General features: G+C 44.6%; 14 protein-coding genes. 6 read left to right on the plus strand and 8 right to left on the minus strand.

The annotated features are described in order from the left end of the window. Positions 1 to 295 precede the first annotated feature (295 nt). Positions 296 to 589 (minus strand): YciI family protein, encoded by a 294-nt coding sequence (locus tag ACO1R6_RS11550; RefSeq protein ID WP_486264894.1) that lies wholly within the window; start codon positions 587 to 589, stop codon positions 296 to 298. 307 nt (positions 590 to 896) lie between these two features. Between ACO1R6_RS11550 and ACO1R6_RS11555 the strand changes: the two genes are divergently transcribed. Together ACO1R6_RS11555 and ACO1R6_RS11560 are read left to right on the plus strand one after the other, a co-directional pair. After that, on the plus strand, positions 897 to 1,823 hold the full coding sequence (locus tag ACO1R6_RS11555; RefSeq protein WP_486264896.1) for an N-acetylmuramoyl-L-alanine amidase: 927 nt from the start codon (positions 897 to 899) through the stop codon (positions 1,821 to 1,823). A 128-nt stretch (positions 1,824 to 1,951) separates the two neighbouring features. Further along, entirely contained in the window at positions 1,952 to 3,016 is a 1,065-nt protein-coding gene (locus tag ACO1R6_RS11560) for an SMP-30/gluconolactonase/LRE family protein (protein ID WP_486264898.1), read from the plus strand. A 71-nt stretch (positions 3,017 to 3,087) separates the two neighbouring features. On the opposite strand, the gene ACO1R6_RS11565 is transcribed toward ACO1R6_RS11560, so the two are convergent. The 3 genes from ACO1R6_RS11565 to mscL all read right to left on the minus strand — a co-directional run bounded on the left by ACO1R6_RS11565 (position 3,088) and on the right by mscL (position 5,029). After that, positions 3,088 to 3,588, minus strand: coding sequence for a cupin domain-containing protein (locus ACO1R6_RS11565; protein WP_486264900.1), 501 nt, complete (start codon positions 3,586 to 3,588; stop codon positions 3,088 to 3,090). A 135-nt stretch (positions 3,589 to 3,723) separates the two neighbouring features. Further along, positions 3,724 to 4,476 (minus strand): OBAP family protein, encoded by a 753-nt coding sequence (locus tag ACO1R6_RS11570; RefSeq protein WP_486264901.1) that lies wholly within the window; start codon positions 4,474 to 4,476, stop codon positions 3,724 to 3,726. Between the two features lie 133 nt (positions 4,477 to 4,609). Beyond that, entirely contained in the window at positions 4,610 to 5,029 is a 420-nt protein-coding gene (mscL, locus tag ACO1R6_RS11575) for a large-conductance mechanosensitive channel protein MscL (RefSeq protein WP_486264903.1), read from the minus strand. Positions 5,030 to 5,282: 253 nt separating this feature from the next. Here mscL and ACO1R6_RS11580 point away from each other — a divergent pair, with 253 nt between their 5' ends. Further along, positions 5,283 to 6,911: an amidase gene (locus ACO1R6_RS11580; RefSeq protein WP_486264904.1), complete on the plus strand. Its 1,629-nt coding sequence runs from the start codon at positions 5,283 to 5,285 to the stop codon at positions 6,909 to 6,911. Between the two features lie 415 nt (positions 6,912 to 7,326). Here the strand turns inward: ACO1R6_RS11580 and ACO1R6_RS11585 are convergent, their stop codons facing one another. Genes ACO1R6_RS11585 through ACO1R6_RS11600 form a run of 4 tightly spaced genes read right to left on the minus strand, consistent with a single transcriptional unit; the run spans position 7,327 to position 13,109 of the window. Beyond that, entirely contained in the window at positions 7,327 to 8,823 is a 1,497-nt protein-coding gene (locus ACO1R6_RS11585) for a TolC family protein (protein WP_486264905.1), read from the minus strand. A gap of 7 nt (positions 8,824 to 8,830) precedes the next feature. Then, positions 8,831 to 10,225 carry an HlyD family secretion protein gene (locus ACO1R6_RS11590; protein ID WP_486264907.1) on the minus strand — a complete coding sequence of 465 codons (1,395 nt, stop codon included), beginning with the start codon at positions 10,223 to 10,225 and terminating at the stop codon, positions 8,831 to 8,833. Positions 10,226 to 10,235: 10 nt separating this feature from the next. Further along, positions 10,236 to 12,422 carry a peptidase domain-containing ABC transporter gene (locus ACO1R6_RS11595; RefSeq protein ID WP_486264909.1) on the minus strand — a complete coding sequence of 729 codons (2,187 nt, stop codon included), beginning with the start codon at positions 12,420 to 12,422 and terminating at the stop codon, positions 10,236 to 10,238. 12 nt (positions 12,423 to 12,434) lie between these two features. After that, positions 12,435 to 13,109, minus strand: coding sequence for a TetR/AcrR family transcriptional regulator (locus tag ACO1R6_RS11600; protein ID WP_486264911.1), 675 nt, complete (start codon positions 13,107 to 13,109; stop codon positions 12,435 to 12,437). 151 nt (positions 13,110 to 13,260) lie between these two features. Here ACO1R6_RS11600 and ACO1R6_RS11605 point away from each other — a divergent pair, with 151 nt between their 5' ends. The 3 genes from ACO1R6_RS11605 (at position 13,261) to moeB (ending at position 15,676) form a co-directional block, all read left to right on the plus strand. Then, positions 13,261 to 14,019, plus strand: coding sequence for a sulfite exporter TauE/SafE family protein (locus ACO1R6_RS11605; protein ID WP_486264912.1), 759 nt, complete (start codon positions 13,261 to 13,263; stop codon positions 14,017 to 14,019). A gap of 115 nt (positions 14,020 to 14,134) precedes the next feature. After that, the gene (locus ACO1R6_RS11610) at positions 14,135 to 14,566 is read left to right on the plus strand and encodes a hypothetical protein (protein WP_486264914.1); all 432 of its coding nucleotides are present in this window, start codon (positions 14,135 to 14,137) and stop codon (positions 14,564 to 14,566) included. 45 nt (positions 14,567 to 14,611) lie between these two features. After that, positions 14,612 to 15,676 (plus strand): molybdopterin-synthase adenylyltransferase MoeB, encoded by a 1,065-nt coding sequence (gene moeB, locus ACO1R6_RS11615; RefSeq protein ID WP_486264916.1) that lies wholly within the window; start codon positions 14,612 to 14,614, stop codon positions 15,674 to 15,676. Positions 15,677 to 15,748: the final 72 nt, after the last annotated feature.

A 15,748-nucleotide genomic window follows, 5' to 3' on the forward strand; every position in this document is an offset into this window, starting at 1 on the left:
AAACGCAAGTACATCCCTGTAAACACGTTTATTTTATTTACAACGCAATTCCTCTTTAATATGAAGTTATTTAGTATATAGTGAAAAAGCGGAAAATCCACTGCCATTGGTGGTGTTATCACCGCCAATCCATAAGCCTTTGCCTTTTTCTTTCCTAGTCCACTACGGTCAGAGTTAAATTATTTGCCAATCTTGATTTACTAAACAGGTTTATATTAGTAAAAAGGCAGTTTAATATTTTTCGAACTTAATTTAATTGCCCGAGCGATTTAGTGCGTCAATACTTCTTTAAATATTAAACTTCGGCTACCCGGAAGGGTTTTATCTCAATTTTATCCCAAACTTTTTCGGTGGCATAAGGTTCTTGTGCCAACCACTGCTGCAACTCTTCTTCGTGGGCAAACTGCATAAACAAAGAAGAGCCAATCATTTTGCCCTCGGGGCTCAGAATGGCCCCACCCATCAGGAAATTGCCGGTTTCTTTAAGTTTTTTCACGCCGGCCAGGTGCTGCGACCGAACGGCCATCCGGCGGTTGAGGGCTTCGGCATCGGTAAAGTCGTAGGCCGTAATAAAATATTGTTTAAGCATGTAAATAATATCTAAAGCTGAATAAATGTTTAATTTTAATCCGATAACCAGGTTTGTAGCATCTGCATTATTTGCCGTTTTTACCGTAATCTTAGATTCTGGTAAATGTAAACGTAGTTGGCCGGGACCTGGGTGAAAATTTAAAGAATTACTCGCTAATATTTTATATTTAACCTTACAAACGTTTAAACTCCTGGCCATATAAATATGCTGGTTACCCGAGTCAGATTCAAAATTAAATATTGGTATTTCATCAGCCTACTGGTTTAAAGGTCTATTTTGGGCTTAACTATTTTTTCTTCTTTGCATGAATGCTGCATTAAAACTTAACAAATCAATGCTACTCCTGGCCTTTGTTTTCTTATCGGCTTGTGCAGCTAACCCGTATAGTGCTACCAACCGGGTATACAAAAAACAAGCTAAAGCTTTGGCACGCAGTATAAAAGCAACCCCGGTTTTAACGCCGGGATCCGATAGTATCCCCCTTGGCAATAATTGGGTGGGTACCACCAATTTCAATTTGCGTAAGCCCAATTACGTGGTTATTCACCATACGGCCCAACAATCTACCGACCAAACCCTTAAAACCTTTACTTTGCCCAAAACCCAGGTAAGTGCCCATTATGTAATTGGCCGCGAAGGTAAAGTGTACCACATGCTTAACGATTATTTACGGGCCTGGCATGGCGGTATAGCCAAATGGGGCAACAACACCGATTTAAATTCCTCGTCCATCGGGATTGAACTAGACAACAACGGCGCCGAGCCCTTTGCGGAGCCGCAAATAAAAAGCTTACTCCAGGTTTTGGCTTTGTTAAAAAAACAATACAGTATACCGGCTGCTAATTTTATTGGTCATTCCGATATTGCACCTGCCCGCAAAAACGATCCCAACTCTATGTTTCCGTGGCAAACCCTGGCGCAGAACGGCTATGGCCTTTGGTATGATCCCGAAGTACTAACCGATACCCTTACCGTAGACACGCTGTTGGATAGCTTGAATATTTTATCGCCGGATAGCCTGGCCCAACTACCCGATAGAACTCTTAGCCCGTACCAGGTACCGCCAACTTTTAATGTTCAGGAAGCTTTACGGATAATTGGGTACGATACCAAAAACTTAGATGCGGCTATTAAAGCCTTTAAGCTGCATTTTATTCAGAAAAATATTAATGCGGTACTCACCACCGAAGAAAGAAAAATTCTGTACAACCTGTACAAGAAATATTTATAAATAATTAGATCAAGATTATATATTCTGTTAATTAAAGCCTGAATAAAAAAGGCAGCACTTTGAGGTATTAATTTACTGGAACAATCATTGTTTTTATAAAAAATCAGCAAACCCTACAAAATCACCACATGCGCCGGATCAATTATTTATTCTGTATATTAGCCTTAACCAGTTTTCTGGCCCCAAGTGGCTGTCGCCAGAAAAAGAACGAAACCACCGCCATGACTACAAAAAGCGAAACTGCTGCCAGCCAAAAATATAAAACTACCGGCACCATTGAACGTCGGCATCCGCAATTAGATAACCTGATTGCGCCCGAAGCCCAGGTAGAAATTATTGCCGAAGGTTTTAATTGGTCGGAGGGACCTTTGTGGTTGCCGGAGCAAAACCAGTTGTTGTTTTCGGATATTCCGCCCAACAAAATATATTCCTGGAGCGAGGCAAAAGGCGTGCAGTTATACCTTACGCCTTCGGGCTATACCGGGCAGCAGCCCCGGGGCGGCGAAGTTGGTTCTAATGCTTTAATTCTGGATAAGCAAGGGCGTTTGGTTTTGTGCCAGCACGGCGACCGCCGAATGGCCCGCCTGGATGCACCGCTTTCAACGCCCAAACCTAATTTTGTAACCTTAACCGATAACTACGAGGGCAAACGGCTGAACAGTCCGAACGATGCTGTTTATAAAAGCAACGGCGATTTGTATTTTACCGATCCGCCGTACGGCCTCGAGAAAAACATTGACGACCCGGCCAAAGAAATTCCTTTTCAGGGTGTTTACCGCCTAACGCCTGCCGGTAAATTGCATTTATTAACAAAAGAACTAAGCCGCCCCAACGGGTTGGCCTTTTCGCCGGACGAAAAAACCTTGTACGTAGCCAACTCCGACCCCGATAAAGCAGTTTGGATGGCCTATACGGTGCAACCCGACGGTAATATTACAGACGGCCGGATTTTTTACGATGCTACGCCGCTGGTGAAAACCGCACCAGGTTTACCCGATGGTTTAAAAATAAACAAACAAGGCTATATTTTTGCAACCGGCCCCGGTGGTATATTCATTTTCGATAGTAAAGCTACCCATTTGGGTACCATCCGGCCCGGACAAATAACTTCTAATTGTGCCTTTAACCCCGACGAGAGCATTTTGTATATTACCGCCGATAGTTACATTATGCGCTTAAAGCTAAAACCGTAAACAGATATTTACATAGACTCGAGTTTACAGAAGTAAGTTTTTAAGCTATTTAAATAACGCAACGGGTAATATTATAGTCGGCAAAGCCGGTTAATTAAATCTTGGTACTGCGGGAATTGGCCGATTAGCTTTTCTGTACGGGCTAGTTCAAAATCGTTAAAGTCGAAGCCGGGCGCAACAGTGCAACCCACCAAAGCAAAGGCGGTTCCGGAAGCTGGTTCAGAAGCAAACCACGTCATGGCCGGTACTATAAACTGAAAAGCCTCGCCTGCCGCTAAATTATTGCCTAACCGTAAACAGGTATATTTTCCGTCGGGCGCAATTAAGTGCACCAGCAACGTGCCACCCGCATAAAAATGCCACCCTTCGTCGCTGCGGATGCGGTGAAAAGCCGAAAAATTGCCACTTTCTAATAAATAATAAATGCTGGTAGCAAAACTGCGGTCGCCGGCAAAGCGGGAGGGCAAGCCAGAGGCCGGAATATTTTCGGTAGCGCGATACGTTTCTTTATAAAAGCCGCCCTCGGGGTGCGGTTGTAATTGCAAGTGCTTTATGTAATCGGCGGCAGTCATGGGTTAGGTTTAAAATAATGCAGACTTAAGTTGGTTGAGGGAACATTAAAATTTAATCTGGGTAAAATAAGGCTAAACAAATTAAAATATTAACGTTGGTAGCCCCATTAGCAAGAACCTATACTTCCTCGTGGTTTAATGGTGAGCTGCACTGGCTTTATTTGAAATTTCGAACTGCCGGATCTCGCCTTTTTCCCAGGCATTGGCCCCAGGTACTAAACTGGGTATGGGAATATCGGCCCGGTTTTTCTTTTTTTCTTCTGTAGAAACATTAAAACGCTGGTCGCGGTCTTTTACTAAATCGGGCTTTAACTGGCCTTCCTGGGTAAAGCCCATCATTAGTTGCGGCCCGCCCAAAGGCAGTTCCAAATCGCGGTCGGTGTGCCAGGTATGTATGGTTTTGCCGTACGTAGATACCAGTTTTTCCATGAGCTCGTGCTCGGCTACATCAGGTATGCCGGGCGCAATCAGGGTGCCAGATTTAACTTCGTGGTGGTGGCTGTGCCAGAGTTTTTTTTCTTCGGCGGGCAAGGTTTTAAACAAGCGTTCCGAAACAATATATTCTACGCCCATTAGTTTGGCGTTTTCACCGTTCCCGTCAAATATTACGGCCTGGTAAAGGTCTTCATTTATTTGGCGTGCGTAGTGGTGGGCTTCCATTTGGCCCGCCATATTACCGTTATAAAAATGAAACCCATCGAGGTAAACGTTTAATTTAGCCAAAGGCGCTTTGTTTTGCAATAAATCGGCCCCGGTTTCCAGTACTTGGGTTTTGGTGGTTTTTTCGGCACCCGGCGACTTTACGTATGAATCGGTGTTTTTGCCGCCGCAGCTCCCAAAGGCTAAAAAGCCACTAAAAGCAATAAATGATAGTTTCAAGAATCTCATTCGCATAAAAATTAATATTCTGATTAATTTTTAACGGTAATGCAAAGATTCGGTTAGGCCTTCAAGAGAACTTAATCCGGTAACGGCTGGGAAATTTGAGTTGCCGTGCCGGATTAGCATCCATTTTTATTGCTTATAGTTTTCTGTCTCTTAACAAATCGCGGATTTCGGTTAGTAATAACTCTTCTTTAGAAGGGGTAGGGGTAGCCGGAGCGGCTTCTTCTTTGCGCTTTAAGGTATTTATGGCTTTTACCATCGAAAATATGGCCACCGCAATAATCAGGAAATTAACAATTGTTTGAATAAAGTTGCCGTAATTAACAGAGGCACCTTCTTTTACTATCTTATCGCCTTCCATTACTGGGGCTGATAGTTGCAGTTTTAGTTCGGTAAAATCTACACCACCGGTAGCCATACCAATAGGCGGCATTATTATGTCGTTTACAAAAGAAGTAACGATTGCCCCAAAAGCAGCACCAATAACCACGGCTACAGCTAAATCAATTACGTTTCCTTTAACCGCAAATTGTTTAAATTCAGAAAGTAAGCTCATACGTTTAGGTTTAGTTAGATTTTACAATGCTTAAATATGCAAAATATTTTTGTTTAGTAAACAATATGTATAATTACCTGCTTATAACAAGAGCGTTAGAAGAAATAGTAAGTAAAACCCGAAAAATAGGTAAGCCAGCATTTGATACAGGCGTGTATTTTAAGAACAGAAAGGCTGAGATAAATGCCTTTTTTATTTGTAAATGTAGGAAATTTGCCCATTTGGCGGTTATATTTAGTTAAATTAAAAGGATATGAACCGCAGGAATTTTCTTAGAAATGGCTCGATGGCCGGCTTAACTCTATCTGCTTTAACTTGGGGTTGCCGCCCCGATAATGCGGCTAAAAGTAAAAACCAAAATATTAATCAACAACACGTTGCTGATTTTGAATTAAACGAAGTAACAATTGCCCAACTGCAGGAGAAAATGCAACAGGGCCAATATACCTCTAAAGCTATTACGCAACTTTATTTAGATCGTATTGCAGCTATAGATAAGAATGGGCCTAAACTAAACGCAGTTATAGAAATAAACCCCGATGCTTTAAACATTGCCGAAGCCCTGGACCAGGAACGGCGGGCAGGTAAAATAAGAGGTCCGCTGCACGGTATTCCGGTTTTAATTAAAGATAATATTGATACTGCCGATAAAATGAGTACTTCGGCGGGGTCGCTGGCTCTGGCCAACAACAAAGCCCAACAAGATGCTTTTCTGGTAAAGAAATTACGCGCTGCCGGAGCCGTTATACTCGGAAAAACCAACCTGAGCGAATGGGCCAATTTCCGGTCGACGCGCTCTACCAGTGGCTGGAGTAGCCGGGGTGGCCAAACCCACAATCCGTACGTGCTGGACCGCACGCCTTGTGGGTCTAGTTCCGGCTCAGGCGTGGTAGTAGCGGCCAATATGTGCGTGGTAGCGGTAGGCACCGAAACCGATGGTTCAGTGGTTTGTCCGGCAGCGGTAAGCAATATTGTGGGGCTAAAGCCTACGGTAGGTTTGGTTAGCCGCAGCGGGATTATTCCGATTAGTGCCACCCAGGACACTGCCGGTCCCATGGCCCGCACCGTGAAAGATGCGGCGCTATTGCTAAATGTACTCACCGGCCCCGACCCAACCGATACCGTAACCGCCGAGAGCAAAGGCAAAATTCAGCCGGATTATACCGCTTTCCTGGATGTCAATAATTTACAAGGCAAAAGAATAGGTGTAGAAAAATCTTTCCTGAAAGGCCACCCCGGTGTAGATATTTTGCTGCAAAATGCCTTGGAAATATTAAAAGGTAAAGGCGCTACCATAATAGAAGTAGAGGTAATGGCTAAAATGGGCGAGCTGGGAGAAACAGAATTAGCGGTTTTAAAATACGAGTTTAAAGACGGCTTAAATAAGTACCTGGCCCAGGCCAAAGGCGAGGTAAAATCCTTGCCGGAATTGATCGCTTATAACAAACAAAACGAGGCCCAGGTTATGCCTTACTTTAAGCAGGAGATTTTGGAAAGCGCCGAAGCCTTAGGCGACCTCAATAGTGCCGAATACAAAGCCGCTTTACAGAAAAATCGCACAACCTCGCGCAACGCCATCAACAAATTACTACAAGAACACCGCCTCGATGCTATTTCGGGACCCACCTATGGCCCGTCCTGGTGTATTGATTTGGTAAACGGCGATGCTTTTACGGGCTATGGGTTTACCTCCCCGGCGGCTATTTCGGGGTACCCGCACATTACGGTGCCCATGGGGCTGGTGCAAGGCTTACCAATCGGTTTGTCTTTTTTTAGTAGCGCCTACGCCGAAGGGTCTTTGCTGGGCCTGGCTTATGCCTACGAACAAGCTTCTAAAAACCGGGTTTTGCCTACTTTTAAAACTACGGCTAATCAGGCGTAAAATGTAGAATGTTAAACGTGGAACGTATCAAGTTTTACGTTTAACATTAAGGTATATCTTCTACAGCGTAGTAAACTTCCGTTAAGGAAATTACCAGGGAAGGATTTTCAAAAACAAGCTTGTTATTAAATCTCTACTTTCAGTAAGGACCCAGTTGCCTTATTTGTTTTTGGAATAACGTGAATTCGGGAATTACAAGCCTCAAAATAGGCTATTTTTATACACTTATCTGTGATTTTGCTTAAATGTCTGTTTTGATGAAGTGTTTTATTTGTCAAAAAAGGACATTGCCATAAATGACGCATCAGGAGAAGTTAGTATACTTACAAACAATAGATTGTTCTTAAATATCATTTGTAAATAAATTATTATCAATATTTTATATTCTAGTTAATTTTCTGGTTCACGCTAAAAATTAATTATTTAAGCTACCAGCAGCCCAATTTAAAGTAGCCTGGCTCTTGGCAAATTTGGTGCGCAGTTCCCAGAGTTTTACCTGTTGGTTTACCAAATTCATCTCGCGGGTGTTTACTAAAAATAAAGAGCTTTCGCCATTTTCAAAACGTATTTGCTCGCCGTTGCGCAACATTTCGGTTTGTTGTGCCAGGGTTTCCTGGGCTTTAATTTGTTCAGCCAGGAGCAGTAACTCGTTATACGTGGTTTGCAGGTTGGTAGCAATGTCGCGGTTTACCTGCTGCCGGGCCAAATCGTTATCCTGTATTTTTAATTTGGTTAACTGTAGTTTACCTCGTTCGGCTCGCAACAACAACGGCATGCTAAAATTTAGGCCCATTTTATAGTTGTTGGCCAGGAACGAATTACCCATGTCTTGGATGGGCAAACCAATATCCTGACGCAGGAAATTATAATCGAACGTTAATTTGGGTTTAAATTTATCGGCCGCTAACCGGCGCTCATAAACCAGTTGCTGCGATTTAACTTCCAGTTTCAGAATATCGGGGTGGTTGCGTTGGGCAAAATTCAGGAGCTTTTGCAGGGAATCAGCCGTATGAACAGTTTGCTTAGAAGATAAATCAGTTATTAGGGGTATGGCTCCATTTACCAGTTCTACGGGTACGGCTTCTTCGCGCCACAAAAAATTAGATAGCACCAAACGGCCGTTGTTAAAATCGGTTTGGGCCTGTTGCCACATAAGCTTACGGTTGGTTACTTCAATCTGGGCTTCTACGGTATCAATGGCGGGCAAATCGCCTTCGCGAACGCGTTCGCGCACACCCTGGTAGCGCACAGCGGCCAGTTCGTAAGCATTTTGGTAAAGTACCTGCCGCTGGTACGCGTAGGCCCAGTCCCAGTAAGCTTTCGCGGCTTCGAGTAAGAGCTTGTTTAATATTTTAATTTTATCGGCTTCGGCGGCCTGGCTTAGCAGTTGCGCCTGGCGCAGGGTAGCCCGCCTTTGGTCGATAATCCAACCCTGGCCCAGCGGTACCGATAAACCGGCGTAGCTTAGCCCTTGCGCCGGGGTTTTTAGCTCGGGATTTACGTAGCTGCCCTGGTTTAATTCGTAACCGGCTTTTAAATCGGCACCAAACCACAGCGGCACTTTTACCAGACTATTCCAGTTGGCGTAATACAACTGATTTTTAAATTCTTTTCTGGCGTAGTAACTACTGGCTTGCGGATCGAAACTACCGCGGGCCATGCGAATTTCTTGCCGGGCCTGTTCCGATAACAGCGCTGCCTGGCGGGCGACCGGGTGGTGAGCCTGAATCTGAGCAAAAAAGGCATCGAGGGTAAATATTTGTACAGAGTCGGTTTGCGCCTGGGCAAACACCGGATGCAGTACAAACAGCAACCCCCAGGCTAGTAGCCAGGCTTTGGTGTGTCGCCACGCAGTAAACCCAGATGCTCCCGGGTGGGTAGATAATTTATTTAAAGGAACAAGTTTTTTCATTTTTCTTTTAATATTCTGCCATTTCCTGGGTTTTATCCGCTTCTGATTTTTCTTTAGCACCTTTCTCTTTAGGAGCAGCAGGAGCATCGCCAACGTAATCGGCCGGGAAGCCGTTTAGCTGACGCCATAGCTCGTACCAGATGGGCACATTGTTTAGCAAGGCCCAGCCGTATACCCCGGAACCAACCCGCAAGGCCTCGGGCCAGAGTTCGGTTTTTTTATCCGGTACCACCAAAATCCGGTATTTGCCCTGGGTAGCCACATTATCTATTACGGCTATGGTACCGCCAAAAGTACCAAAGCTAGCCCCCGGCCAGCCTGAGAAAACCAGTGTAGGCCAACCATCGAACTGCAGCCGCACAGGTTGCCCTTTGTGCAGGAGCGGAATATCCATGGGTTTAACATAGAGCTCTACGGCCAGATTGGTTTTACCCGGCATAATGGTAACAATGGCTTCGCCTTCTTTTATCGTTTCGCCAATACCGGCTTTTAAAGCTTTAACCACAAACCCGTTTTGCGGCGCGGTAATGTGGTAAAACGACGAGCGAATTTTGGTACTGACAAATTCGCTTTGCATTTTGGAGATTTCGCCGGCTGTACCGTAAACGTACGAGCGGGTAGCACTCAGTTCCGATTCGGCTTTGGCAATTTTTTCGCGGTATTCAGCTTGCACCGAGCTTAGTTCAATGCGGGCATTTAAATATTCGTTTTGGGTACTCCGGTATTTATTTTCGTAAACCTGCAACTTGGCCAGCGATTCCTGAAATTTTAAGCGGCGGGTTTCCAGTTCGGTCAGTGATTTTAAGCCCTGGCGGTACAGGTTTTCTTGCCGGGCCAACTGCTCCTGGGCTATTTTAAACTCATTCTGGCCCGCCACTAAATCTGCACTATCGCTCCGGATTTTATATTGCATTTGCTGTACTTTGTTGCGGGCTTTGTTCAGGCTAAAGGTTAAACCCGCCTGCAAAGCTTTTATTTGATCTGCCAGTGCTTTGGCCTTTTCTTCGGTTGCCTGCAAAGTGCCTTCTTTGGCGGTAATTTGTTCATTCATGCGAGCGAGCAAATCTGGGTCAAAATATTTGTCTTTTACTTCCGACAAGCTGATAATCGTATCGCCTTTCTGCACCAACTGACCTTCCTGCACGTGCCATTTTTCTATTCGTCCCGAAATAATACTGGGTAAGGTTTGGGGGCGTTCGGCGGGGTTAATAGCCGTTAAAGTACCATTAGACCGGATATTCTGGGTCCAGGGCAAAAACAACAAAAGGCAAAGCAACAGGAAAATACCGCCACACCAATAAGCCATGGTGCGGCCCAGACGCGGAGGCTGTAACAACCCGGGGGTAGAATAAATTGGGTAATCTGTTACCGTTGCCGGATTTTTATATTTTTTAGTAGCCATAGAGTTAGGATTAGGAGACTACGCCGATTAATGATTTTAATTGGTGGTCGTGCTCTAATTGGGCAAATGTGCCCGCATTTACCAAGGTGCCTTGCTTTAACAAAAGCACCCGGTCGCAGTTTTTCATTACTTGTTTGTCGTTAGAAACCAGGATAACCGTGCTGGATAACTCGCGGAGCAAAGTATTGTAAATCTGGATTTTCTCCGACCAGTCAATCGGGAGCAGGTAATCGTCCAGAATTAACAATTTAGGTTTAGTAACCAGGGCCCGCGCCAGCGATATTTTAGCTACAACGCTCCGGGGGAATTGCAGGCTAGCGTTGGTAACGGGTGTATGCAAGCCTTGGGGCAAAGCATTTATATAATCCGTTAAATTTGTTAGGGCTAAGGCTTTGGTTACATCGGTTTGGGTAATACCAGACGTGCCAAATATTATATTCTGTAAAATGGTACCGCTTATAAGTTGGTCTGGAGTAATGAGGGCACTGGTTTGGCTGCGGAGGCTGGTTAAATCTAAATCGCGGAGCGATAAACCATTATAAGCAATACTACCCCGGTAATTGGGCAGCATACCCAACAACACGTGCAGCAAAGTAGTTTTTCCGGAACCATCGTAGCCGGCCAGGCATATTTTTTCCGAAGGATTTATTTTAAAACTAATCTCTTTTAGGCTGCTGGCCGGGGTTTGGGGCCAACTGTAACTTAAGTTAGTTACTTGTACCGATAAGCCCTCGCCGACCGGTATATTATCCAGGGTTATGCCGGTGGTTTCTTCGAGTGGTACACTGGTAACGCCCGAAATTTTTTCCAGGCCGGTTAGTACATCGTATACCACATCCAGTTTTAAGATAATTTTTTCGACCGAGTTCATAATTAGAATTATAATAATTTCGGCGGCCACAAACTGGCCAATATTTATCTCCTGGTTTACGATAAGCAAACAACCCAGAATAAGTAAAGTAGCAGTAATAATGGTTTTAAAGAAGATAAAGCCAAAATATTGGGTTACTAAAACTTTAAAGTGCTGGCGGCGCGCTAAAACGTAATTACTAACAAAATAATCGGTTTTTTGCATGCCCAGGTTGTTGTGGCTAACCAGTTTAAAAGAAGCTATACTGTGGGCAATACTTTGCAGCCAGTCAGCCATCTGGTATTTGTATTTAGATTCGTACAAACTGGTAGAAATACCTTTGTCGCTGGTAAGCCAGATAAGCAGGCCCAGAATGGTGCTGAGTAAAATACCCAGAAATATAAAAGAGGCATGGTAGAGCGAAAGCAGAATAAGTCCAAATATAATTTGCAGAATAGCCGCGTTAAACTCCAGCAATATTTTGGCTACCCCTTTTTGCAACGATACCGTTTCGAAGAAGCGGTTCATGAGCTCAGGTGGCCGCTGGCCTTGCAGTTTTTCCAGGTTCCACTGCGGTACCCGGTTGGCAAAATCAAAAGCCAAGCGGCTAAACATGCGTTGTTGCAAGTGCTCTACCAACCAAACCTGCATCATTTGCAAACCGCCCGTAATTAAAACCCCAATTACAATAAAGGCAATGAGTACCACCACCGAAGCCGAAACCTGCCCGGCCGAAATAAACCCGATGATGCTTTGAATACCCAAGGGCAACGAAAGGCTGATAATACCGGCAATGGCGGCATAAATGTATAAGTACCAGATTTCTTTACGTTCGGGGGCTAAAAACAAAAGAAAGCGCCGCATAGGCGAGGGTTCTTTGCCAGGCTGGCCGGTGGCTTTTTCTTTCAGGGCGGGTTCCTGCACCAGGCAAGTAACCACGGGGGTGGCTCCGTTTGGTAACAGGTAAAGGTCCGCCACCAAGGGCGCTAATGATTTTACCTCTTCTGGTTGGGGTTTTTCGGGGGTAAAGGTGGTAATACCGAAACGTTTTTTGCCTAAGGGGTTTACCAGTACCGGTACGACCCTATCGGCTACCTGCCGGAAAACCAATACCGGTGATGTGCTTTGTTCCAGGACCGCCTCTACATCGGGTTGGGCTACAATCGATTGCAAATACAACAAATGCTGCTTACGACCAGCCTTAATCAAATGCGACACAAAAGCCTCTACCGACAAGCGGCTTACCGTGGTTGCCAATAAGTCCTGATCGGCCGGTATGGTTTGGGGTGGGAGTTTTAGCAGTTGCCCAAACAGCTGGTTTATAACGGGTATTAGCTGGCGATTCATTTTAATTAATTTTTAAGAAGGATTAATGGCACTAAACACGAGGTGTTCCAGAAAGGCATTGACCTTGGTTTTATCTGTGGGCGTAGCGTTGGTGAGCGAGGGCAAATGTTGGGCAAAAAAATGTTGGTGATGCGAGGCCTCAATAACTGTACTTACCAATGCATTGGGGTAGGGGTAAACCGGGTTAATCTGCAGAATAATATCCGCAATGTGCCGGCACAAACTTTTATATTCCCTAAAATAACCTTCCCGGTTTTCGGCATCTACGGCTTTGGTTAAATACGCTTTGGGCGCATCGGCAATAATAATGCGGTGCAAGGCCGCTTCGTCTATCTCTTTGGAGTCGGGATTATCCAGGTGCGAATCTGATAAAACCTGCAAAATAATCCGGAGGCGCTGGCGCGGGTCGGTAATATTATTCGTTTTAAAGACAATCTGGTAATCTAACCAACTCCAGTACCACGATACCAGGTATACCAGCAGTTTGTGTTTGTTTTCGAAATACCGGTAAACCGAAGCCTCGGTAGAAGAAATTTCGGCCGCCAACTTTTTAAAAGTAAACTCCTCAAACCCCAGTTGGTCGATAAGGCGAATACTTTCAGAAATAATTTTCCGGCCCAGTTCCGTTTGCTCCGGATTACGCAGATAAGAATTATGACTAAGGTTTATTTTTATAACAGAACTCATTTTACCTGAGCAGTTAGATTAATTTAGTTAAGTTTAGCTTTTGTGTGTAATAGTAATACTATTAACACAAAGCTATAGAATAATGTTTTGTAATAGTAATACTATTATAAATATTTTTTGCGATTAACTATTCTACTGGTAGCTTTGGTAAATGGAAATAGTTTTTCTTTGCTTTTTTGCTTTTCTGGCCGGCTTTATTGATTCTATTGTGGGCGGAGGCGGTTTAATCCAGACGCCGGCCATGTTGGTGTTTTTGCCGCACGTACCTATTCCTACGCTTTTTGGTACCGGTAAAGTCTCGGGTATTGCCGGTACCACTTCGGCATTGCTACAATACGGGCGTTCCGTAAAAATTAACTGGACATCTATTTTGCCGGCAGCTATAACCGCTTTTATATTTTCTTTTCTAGGTGCCCGGGCCGTAAGCCATATTCCTACCGAAGCTTTGCGGCCGGTGGTTTTAATTTTATTGATTAGTGTGGCCATTTATACATTTATTAAAAAAGATTTAGGCGCTTTGCACGCACCCAAACTCACGCCGGCCAAAGAAAAACTGTACGCTGTTTTGTTAGGCGTTGCCATTGGTTTTTACGACGGCTTTTTTGGTCCGGGAACCGGCAGCTTTTTAATATTTGCTTTTGTAGGTCTGTTTGGATTTAGTTTTTTGGCGGCTTCGGCATCGGCTAAACTGGTAAATGTAGCTACCAATTTATCGGCCCTGGCTTACTTTGCTTATACTGGTCAGATATTGTACCACATTGGTTTGCCCATGGCGGTTTGTAATATTTTAGGGTCGCAATTGGGGGCACGGCTGGCTATTGCCAAAGGCAGTGGTTTTGTGCGCGTATTTTTCTTAATAATTGTAAGCGCCATTATTTTAAAATTTGCCTACGATTCTTTTCTTAAATAAGCCGGTTGAAAGCTTAGGCTCAAAAGCCATAATAAAATCTATTTAGAAAATATACGTTTGCTAACTGTATGCCTTTGTGCAGTTAAATGGTAGGCCGCTTTAAATAAAATAAGCCATGAGAATAGGAGTGCTGTTGCTGGTGTTTTTAAGTGTAGCTTTTATAGGATGGGGGCAAACTGAAAATATTGTTTCCGTTTCGTACGAAACGTATACCCGGGGCTACCGGCAAAATATTACCATCCGGCCCGATAGTACCCTGATTAAAAATATTTACCAGCCCGAAAAAAACAGCCGTCGCAAAACCTCACCAGCCGATTGGAAAAACATAACCAGCGCCCTTGCCGGTTTGCCGTTGCCGGAGCTCATAAATTTACCTGTGCCTACGAACAACCGCGCCCGCGATGCCGCCCGCTTTTCTACCATTAGCATTCAGACTAGTCGCCAAACGTATAAAACAAAAGAATTTGATGGTTACCAGGCACCGGCTAAATTAGCTAAGCTTATGGCTGTAATTAAACAGTTAGAAACCAGGCTTGTGCCAAAATAAAGCAGGCATATTTAAATAGTTTTTACGGATTTAAACCACCGCAACATGCTGCAAAAAGAAGAAATGCAACGTTACTACCGGCACCTTTTATTGCCCGAAATAGGGTACGCCGGCCAGGAAAAACTAACAGCGGCTAAAGTTTTGGTAATAGGAGCCGGCGGTTTAGGTTGCCCGGTGCTGCAATATTTAGTGGCGGCCGGGGTAGGAACGTTGGGTATTCTGGACAATGATGTAGTCGACCTGAGCAATTTGCAACGGCAAATATTGTTTTCTACCGCCGATGTAGGTCGGCCCAAAGCCCAGGTGGCCGCCGAAAAATTAAAGGCTTTGAACCCTTTGGTAACGATACAGGCTTTTGTAGTACGGCTGAACGACCATAATGCAACCGAATATTTTGCTCCGTACGATTTAATCATAGATGGATCGGATAATTTCCCGACCCGTTACCTGGTAAACGATACATGCGTGGCCCTAAATAAGCCGCTGGTATTTGGTTCGGTTTTTAAGTTCGATGGGCAGGTAGCTGTTTTTAATTACCAAAACGGACCTACTTACCGCTGTTTGTACCCTACGCCACCTACCGCCGAAGAATCGCCGAACTGCTCGGATATTGGGGTGCTGGGTGTGCTGCCCGGCCTGATTGGAATGTATATGGCCAACGAAGTCATAAAGCTAATTGTGGGCGTTGGTACTTTACTATCGGGTAAGTTGCTTTTGGTAGATGCCCTGGATAACCGCACCCAACTCTTAACAGTACGCCGCCAGGCAAATAACAGTCAGTCGCCGGCGCCGGTACCTGCCGCAGTTTGTACGCCAGTGCCCACTATTGCCCAAGTAACCATAACTGAACTAACCGAATGGCTGGAAGAAGCCGAAAACAAACCTTTTTTAGTGGATGTGCGCGAACCGCAGGAATTTGCCGCTTTTAACCTGGGGGGCATCAATATTCCGCTTCGTAATTTACCCGAAAGACTGGCCGAGCTGCCCCCGACGGGTACCGTGGTTTTTATTTGTTCCAGTGGCCAACGGAGTTTAGCTGCGGCCAGTTTGGTGCAACAAGCCGGTTTTACCGGTGATATTTATAATTTACGCGGAGGCGTTTTTGGGTGAAATAGCAGTTTTGCCTATCCCTGACTTTCATTGATTTAAAGTTTAATAATTTATTTGCGTAACCGGCAGCCA

It is taken from the genome of Adhaeribacter sp. (genome assembly GCF_057359045.1).

Coding starts and splice junctions, on each gene's coding strand:
- ACO1R6_RS11550 (WP_486264894.1), bottom strand. CDS start 589: ATGCTTAAACAATATTTTATTACGGCCTACGACTTTACCGATGCCGAA.
- ACO1R6_RS11555 (WP_486264896.1), top strand. CDS start 897: ATGAATGCTGCATTAAAACTTAACAAATCAATGCTACTCCTGGCCTTT.
- ACO1R6_RS11560 (WP_486264898.1), top strand. CDS start 1,952: ATGCGCCGGATCAATTATTTATTCTGTATATTAGCCTTAACCAGTTTT.
- ACO1R6_RS11565 (WP_486264900.1), bottom strand. CDS start 3,588: ATGACTGCCGCCGATTACATAAAGCACTTGCAATTACAACCGCACCCC.
- ACO1R6_RS11570 (WP_486264901.1), bottom strand. CDS start 4,476: ATGAGATTCTTGAAACTATCATTTATTGCTTTTAGTGGCTTTTTAGCC.
- mscL (WP_486264903.1), bottom strand. CDS start 5,029: ATGAGCTTACTTTCTGAATTTAAACAATTTGCGGTTAAAGGAAACGTA.
- ACO1R6_RS11580 (WP_486264904.1), top strand. CDS start 5,283: ATGAACCGCAGGAATTTTCTTAGAAATGGCTCGATGGCCGGCTTAACT.
- ACO1R6_RS11585 (WP_486264905.1), bottom strand. CDS start 8,823: ATGAAAAAACTTGTTCCTTTAAATAAATTATCTACCCACCCGGGAGCA.
- ACO1R6_RS11590 (WP_486264907.1), bottom strand. CDS start 10,225: ATGGCTACTAAAAAATATAAAAATCCGGCAACGGTAACAGATTACCCA.
- ACO1R6_RS11595 (WP_486264909.1), bottom strand. CDS start 12,422: ATGAATCGCCAGCTAATACCCGTTATAAACCAGCTGTTTGGGCAACTG.
- ACO1R6_RS11600 (WP_486264911.1), bottom strand. CDS start 13,109: ATGAGTTCTGTTATAAAAATAAACCTTAGTCATAATTCTTATCTGCGT.
- ACO1R6_RS11605 (WP_486264912.1), top strand. CDS start 13,261: ATGGAAATAGTTTTTCTTTGCTTTTTTGCTTTTCTGGCCGGCTTTATT.
- ACO1R6_RS11610 (WP_486264914.1), top strand. CDS start 14,135: ATGAGAATAGGAGTGCTGTTGCTGGTGTTTTTAAGTGTAGCTTTTATA.
- moeB (WP_486264916.1), top strand. CDS start 14,612: ATGCTGCAAAAAGAAGAAATGCAACGTTACTACCGGCACCTTTTATTG.